The organism is Algoriphagus sp., from assembly GCF_024642405.1.
In the GTDB taxonomy this organism is placed as follows: Bacteria; Bacteroidota; Bacteroidia; order Cytophagales; family Cyclobacteriaceae; genus Algoriphagus.
The window spans coordinates 1-6,359 of sequence record NZ_JAHEBC010000221.1 but is presented as its reverse complement, the minus strand read 5'-3'; the positions used below and the strand labels follow the sequence as shown (position 1 = coordinate 6,359).

Here is a 6,359-nt window from a genome sequence, read left to right as displayed (position 1 = left end):
ACATCATCAGGAATTCCGTCAACTATGACAAAAATTACTTTTTTTGATTTGGGTTCTTGTTTCTCTTCGGTTGTACAAGACTGTAGCAAAACAAAGCCGAGGCAAGCCGCTATTAATATTTTATTCATTCTTCTATTTTGAATAAATGGAGAGAGCCCGGTTTTAAAACCGAGCTCCGAAATCCAAGAACTAGTTTTATTCCCAACCAAATATTTGTGTCAGGTTAGGGTTTAGGGTTACCTGCTGAATAGGAACTGGTCGGTAGTAATATTTTGGTTCTACAAAGTTTCTCTCCTTTGTCTCTGTCACCATGTTTCCACCATTTTCGCCATTGGATAAAAAGACATCTACATTTTCGTCGATTGTTCCTGCTTTATAATAAATCAAAGCAACACCAAGGCTGTTTTTCTCTTTATCATCTCCAACAGGAATTGAACTATCCTTATCAACCAAAATAATATCCTCGATTCCGTCACCTGTCATATCGAACTTTCCAAGACCAGAAAAATACATACCTGCTGGTATATTTTCTAATAACTTCCCGGCATTCCATCTCATCAAGTCATCATATCTATAGCCCTCAAGAGCCATTTCAACTCGTCTCTCTCTTCGAATCTCAAGAAGAGTTCCCTGATTGGCTCCAGTTACTGATGGATATTTCTCTGTCAAAAATGGGTCTGGATTTCCGTTTGCAGCAGACATTTCCAAATTTGGCATACCGGCTCTTTGTCGAAGGAGGTTTACTGACATATCCAAATCCCCTTGATTCAATTCGTTTAATTCAGCTTTTGCTTCGGCATAGGTCAGCAAAACTTCTGCATATCTGTAAACCGGGAAATCATCGCTGGATACTACAACATTATCAATACTATTCACATACCCTTTTAATTGATGATAACCTGTGAAGTTTTTACTTAATGTCTGAATGTAAGGATCCGTATCAGGTTGTCTTATCCAGCCTGGATAAACAACTGTTTGGCTTAATCTTGGATCTCTGTTTTGGAACTCATCCACAAAGCCCATTTTTTCATATCCTTCAACTTCAGTAAATCTTGATCCATCTCTTAATAAATAACTCAAGACAAGATCTTTGGAAGGGGACTGTTCATAGTCTCCAAAAATCCCTGTGTTGTTATTTGAACCTCTGTCTTTGCTTGAGTCATATATGTTTGCAAGTATTACTTCGGGATGACCTACCAAATTTTGGGCACCAAAAAGAGACCCATAGTCACTTTCAGGATTACCAGAATTATAAATTGAGAATAATCCAGAATTCATGATTTCAAGTGCAACATTTCTGGCTTTTTCCAAAAATTGATTTGTGCTTCCTTCGAGTCCTAATTCTGTATGATACTTTCTATAAGTTCCCTCATAGAGAGCTAGCCTTGCAGTGAAGGCTTTTACCGCCCAAACATTCGGAGTACCAGTTGGTACAGATTCTCTGACATTAGCCATTGCATAATCCAGATCTTCCATCACCTTTGACATCACCATCTCACGGGAATCTCTTGGCTTATATAAGTCTTCGTCTCCAGGGTTAAGCGTTGTTTCATACCAAGGGACGTCAGAGTATCTTTTTACCATATCAAAATAAAAGAGCGCTCTGTAATACCTTGCTAAACCAACATAATGTGCAATTCCCTCTTCGGAACCAGTTGCTTTTGTATAATTATCAAGGAAATAATTGATATTTCTTAAAGTACCCCAGTTCCAACCACCTGTAACTGTCTGAGAACTTGGAGTACCAGTCATGATATTTTTAATTTCTATTGCTCCAGTAGTCGCAAGATTATCGCTACTTTGATCAGCTAAATAGCTTCCTGGACCTGCCATTGTAAGCAGCCCATTTACATACAATTCTAAATCTTCTTCCGTTTTGAAAAACTCTTCAGGTGCAACTGAAGTCTGAGGATATTTATCCAGAAAATCATCGTTACATGAAGCTAAAACCATAGCTGCACATAAATAAAGGATATATTTTTTCATGATATTATTCATTTCTTAATTACAGATCAATGTTAACTCCAAATGCAAACTTTCTTTGGAATGGATACGCCCAAGCGCCTCTTGTTCCAGAGTTGATAGCCTCAGGATCTACAAAAGTGTTGATTGAAGAAAACTCGAATACGTTTTCACCGGTAACATAAAGTCTTACTTTGTTAACCTTCAATTTCTCCAAAAGAGACTGTGGCAAAGAATACCCCAACGTAATATTTTTAAGTCTCAAATATGCTCCACTCAATAGGTACTTGGTTTGTGGAATATCTAGACCTGAACCATAGTTATTATCAGCTAACCAAGCCTGAAGCACTGGATAGTTAGGATCAAGGTTTTGATCCGCAAGACCTGCATCAATATAAGATTGAGAATGTTGAGCCATTAAATCAGCACCATCTGCTTGTCCTCTGTAAAAGTCAAGGTTCCATGGATAGACATTTCCATAAGGCTGTTGGTAAGGCCCCCAGAATAAATAGTATTGAGGATAATAATCTCTTTGACCTACTCCTTGCATGAAAATAGATAGATCAAAACCACTCCAACTCACATCAATGTTTGCACCATATCTATATCTAGGCGTAGTGTTTCCAATCAGTTTCAGATCTCTTGGGTCATCGGAAGTCTGTCCTCTTTCAATTTTTCCATCATTATCTAAGTCTACATATTTTGGCCAACCCGGAACGATGTCTAGAGCTCCCCAAGGAATAATGCTGGTTTGATCTAGATTGGCAATTTCATCCTCGTTGGCAAAAAGTCCATCATTTTCTAATCCCCAAATTTCCCCGACTTCTTGTCCTACTCTCCAATTTGAGAAGAGGTTTTGTTCATTTTGGAATTTAGTGATAGTGGAGCGAGAATCAGACAAAATCATTTTCACCCCGAATTGAACTGGATTGGAGGTACTTCCGACTTGATCCCTATAACCTATTGAAAGGTCAAATCCTTTAGTTCTTAAATCTGCTGCATTCTGCTTTGGAGGAGCTGTACCCAACACACCTGGAAGTTCTACCGGGTCAGTTAACATACCTTTTGTATCTCTGATAAAATAATCAAATGTACCAGTGATTCTATCTCCAAACATTCCAAAATCAACACCAATATTTGTAGAAACTACTTTCTCCCAAGTATAAAAATTCGGATCAACCGCCAGTGAAGGTGCGGAGCTAATAATGGTTCTCTTACTACCACCGATTAAATAACTGGATAGATTCGTAGGTAATGCTTGGATATACCCAAAGTTGTCAACATTCTGATTTCCTAAACTACCATAAGAAGCTCTTAACTTAAATGTGGAAACTACACTTGTTAAAGGTTGGAAGAAGTCTTCATCCATCATTAACCAAGAACCGGAAACAGATGGGAAGAATCCAAATCTGTTATCGCTTGGGAATCTTGAAGAACCATCATAACGACCGTTAACTTCAAGAATATACTTTTCATTAAATGTATAATTAATTCTTCCAAACAAACTTCTTAATGCATATGCACTATAAGAGGGAGTAATAAATGAGTCACCCGTGGTCAAACCTATGTATGGAAGGGAAGAAGAAATCAAAACTCTTCTTTCTGCCTGAATAGTCGAGTAATCATAGTTTTCCTGGTTGTAACCCGCTAGAATATTAAAGTTATGCTTTCCTAGGGTTTTGGAATATTTTGCATAGAAGTCTAAAATTGTGGTGTTTAATGATCCGTTTCTTTCAATAACAGATCCATCTCCACCTTCTGTTCTGATATCATCAGGTCCAAAACCAATGTTGTATTTTTTTCTATCCCAATGATATTTCCATTGTTCTCTTTTAAAACTTGCCGTACCATTGAAAGTCAAATCACCATTTAAAGCTGTTGCCGTTGCTCCCAAGATATTTTGGAAACCAAACATGTTTTCTTGGTTCTCTCCACCATCTACTAATCTGGCAGCCAATCTCCCTGTTTCAGTGTTGGCCCAAGATCCATCAGGATTTACCGCAACATCAATCGGTCTTAAGTTATAGACACTTGTAATATCATTTGTTGGATCAGCTCTTTCTGTTTGGTAAATGTTTAAATTGTTATCAATATTTAACCAGTTTAAAGGTTTGGCAGTAACACGTGCTCTCAGGGAGTATCTATTCCAATAGTCATCTGCCAACTTATTGAGTCCATTTTCTTTTGTATAGTCTCCAGAAACATAATAACCAAGCGGCATTTTACCACCACTATTCCCACTAATCGCCAAACTATGATTTGTAGAAAAACTGGAGTTATTAAAAAAGTAATCATACCAGTCATAATTTCCCATATAAGCCCATCGATTGGGATTATTAGGATCAATTCTTGTGTCTTCAATAGAAGGATCTTCAGATCTTTCTTTAGCCCATTGATAATGTGCGTCTGAATAGTTTACATAGTCCCAAGGAGTATTATTAGTTGCTGTTTCCAATACTCTCGAATGAATATATGGGTCGGTAACAGGCTGTGGAAGTACAGAAGGTCTGCCCCAAGCAAAATAATTATTATAGGTAATCCTTTGGCTTCCTTCCGCTCCCTTTTTTGTGGTGATTAGAATTACACCGAAAGCTGCTCTGGCACCATAAATAGCAGCTGAGGCTGCATCTCTTAATACAGAATAAGATTCAATATCAGATGGGTTTAATCGAAGCAAATCACTGTTATTTCCAGCGATTCCATCTATTACAATAAGAGGTCCTCCTCCATTGATTGAGGTAAAACCACGAATATTAATGTCTGGAATTGAGCCAGGTCTTCCGCCTTGGTAGGTAATATTCAATCCAGGGCTCATACCCTGAAGACCTTGCATTACATTAGCAATAGGACGATCTGCTATATCTTCCCCTGCCAATTGATCGACTGCACCGGTTACATTTACCTTTTTCTGAGTTCCATACCCAACTACAACCACCTGTTCTAATAAGGTATCTTCTTCTTCAAAAGTGAGGTCTATTATACTTTTCCCTCGAATTGGCTCTTCAATTGTTTTATATCCAATGAAAGAGAAAACCAAGATAGCATCTTCACTAGAAGCACTAATTACATAAGATCCATCAAGATCCGTAATTGTCCCATTTTGTGTCCCTTTTTCCAGAATAGATACTCCCGGAATACCAAGACCCTCTTTGTCCGTAACTGTTCCTCTTATCTGGGTTTGAGCGATTGTCTCAAAAGAGACTGTCAGGATCACTAAAACCAGAAATCCTAAACCCCTTAAAAAGGTATTTAAGCCAGACTTTCTGTGTAAAACTTGTTCCATATGGTTTTGAATTTATTTAAAGTATCTAAGCTATTCTTAATTAAAATTGACCAATAAAGCACAATTTAACAAATAAATTTATTGAATATTCATTCAATATTAAATACTGTTTTTGATTATTCAAAACAATTATATTTCTATTATTGATAAATTAATAGGAATTTAATACTGGATTGAAGAATTTAATACAAAATAAATGATGTAATAACACAGAATTATTTATAGGATTTTTCCTATAATAATTTGTTCATATTTCCTTCTATTTTTAAAAAATTTGTAGAATTCTAAACCTTGAAAAGTCTGCCAAAAAGAATTATGCCTCCTAAAATTGGTGGCTTTACAGGTAATTTTTTTAAACCTATACGAGAGGAAAATATTCATTTTCAACTTTTCCATCTTCATATAATTTCAGAATTGCATATCCTGGAGGTGTTTCAAGGTAATATTGTTTTCCAGCGGATTCAGCATCACCCTCTCCCCACCAAAATCCGCTAAGAGATCCATTACAAAAATAGTGGACATCATTGTACCAAGTCCTGTCCAGAAGGTGTTGATGTCCGCTTAAACAAACGCGAACTTTATCTCGATGCGTGTAAAAAAGCTTCTTCAGTTCTTTATGATCTTTATGTTGCCCACCAACCAGATCATTTGTTATTGAAGTAATTGGAAAATGCGACATAATCAAGGTTGGAGTGTTCATTGGCAAACTTTCTAAATCATTTTTTAACCATTCCATTTGTTCTTCACCTAGACTGATCCCTTCATGATTTCCGTCCAAAATGATGAAATGCCAATTTTTTTCATTGAAACTATAATAGGCTGATGGTATCCCTAACCTTTCTACGACATATGGTTTTCCATACATGGGTTCATTTTCCTTGTTGGAACATACCACCATGGATCGTGATTTCCGATACAACTATAGACTTTTGAGTCAAGAATTTCATTCCTAAAAAGATCCCAAGCATCCCATTGCTCCAAAACCCGACTTCTGGCTACTTCATCATAAGAGGCATCGTGGATGCTGTCACCACCATTAAGATAAAAATCAGCTTGATGTTCTTTTACTTTTTTTAACCAGGAGATAGCCCTTTTAGGGATTTCATCTTCTGGC

The 6,359-nt window shown here is 36.9% G+C and carries 3 protein-coding genes and 1 pseudogene; all 4 read right to left on the bottom strand.

The annotated features are described in order from the left end of the window. Positions 1–195 precede the first annotated feature (195 nt). A complete protein-coding gene (locus tag Q0L68_RS14600) occupies positions 196–1,986 on the bottom strand; it encodes a RagB/SusD family nutrient uptake outer membrane protein (RefSeq protein WP_296704634.1) in 1,791 nt (596 codons plus the stop codon). Between the two features lie 19 nt (positions 1,987–2,005). After that, positions 2,006–5,245, bottom strand: a complete 3,240-nt coding sequence (locus Q0L68_RS14595; RefSeq protein WP_296704631.1) for a TonB-dependent receptor — start codon at positions 5,243–5,245, stop codon at positions 2,006–2,008. Positions 5,246–5,603: 358 nt separating this feature from the next. Next, on the bottom strand, positions 5,604–6,110 hold the full coding sequence (locus Q0L68_RS14590; RefSeq protein WP_296704629.1) for a hypothetical protein: 507 nt from the start codon (positions 6,108–6,110) through the stop codon (positions 5,604–5,606). Beyond that, a pseudogene (locus Q0L68_RS14585) lies at positions 6,086–6,359 on the bottom strand (metallophosphoesterase); the annotation flags it as partial. The gene Q0L68_RS14590 and the pseudogene Q0L68_RS14585, both read right to left, overlap by 25 nt.

Excerpts from the sequence above, each read along its gene's own strand:
- Q0L68_RS14590 (WP_296704629.1), bottom strand. The coding sequence starts at position 6,110 with ATGTATGGAAAACCATATGTCGTAGAAAGGTTAGGGATACCATCAGCC.
- Q0L68_RS14600 (WP_296704634.1), bottom strand. The coding sequence starts at position 1,986 with ATGAAAAAATATATCCTTTATTTATGTGCAGCTATGGTTTTAGCTTCA.
- Q0L68_RS14595 (WP_296704631.1), bottom strand. The coding sequence starts at position 5,245 with ATGGAACAAGTTTTACACAGAAAGTCTGGCTTAAATACCTTTTTAAGG.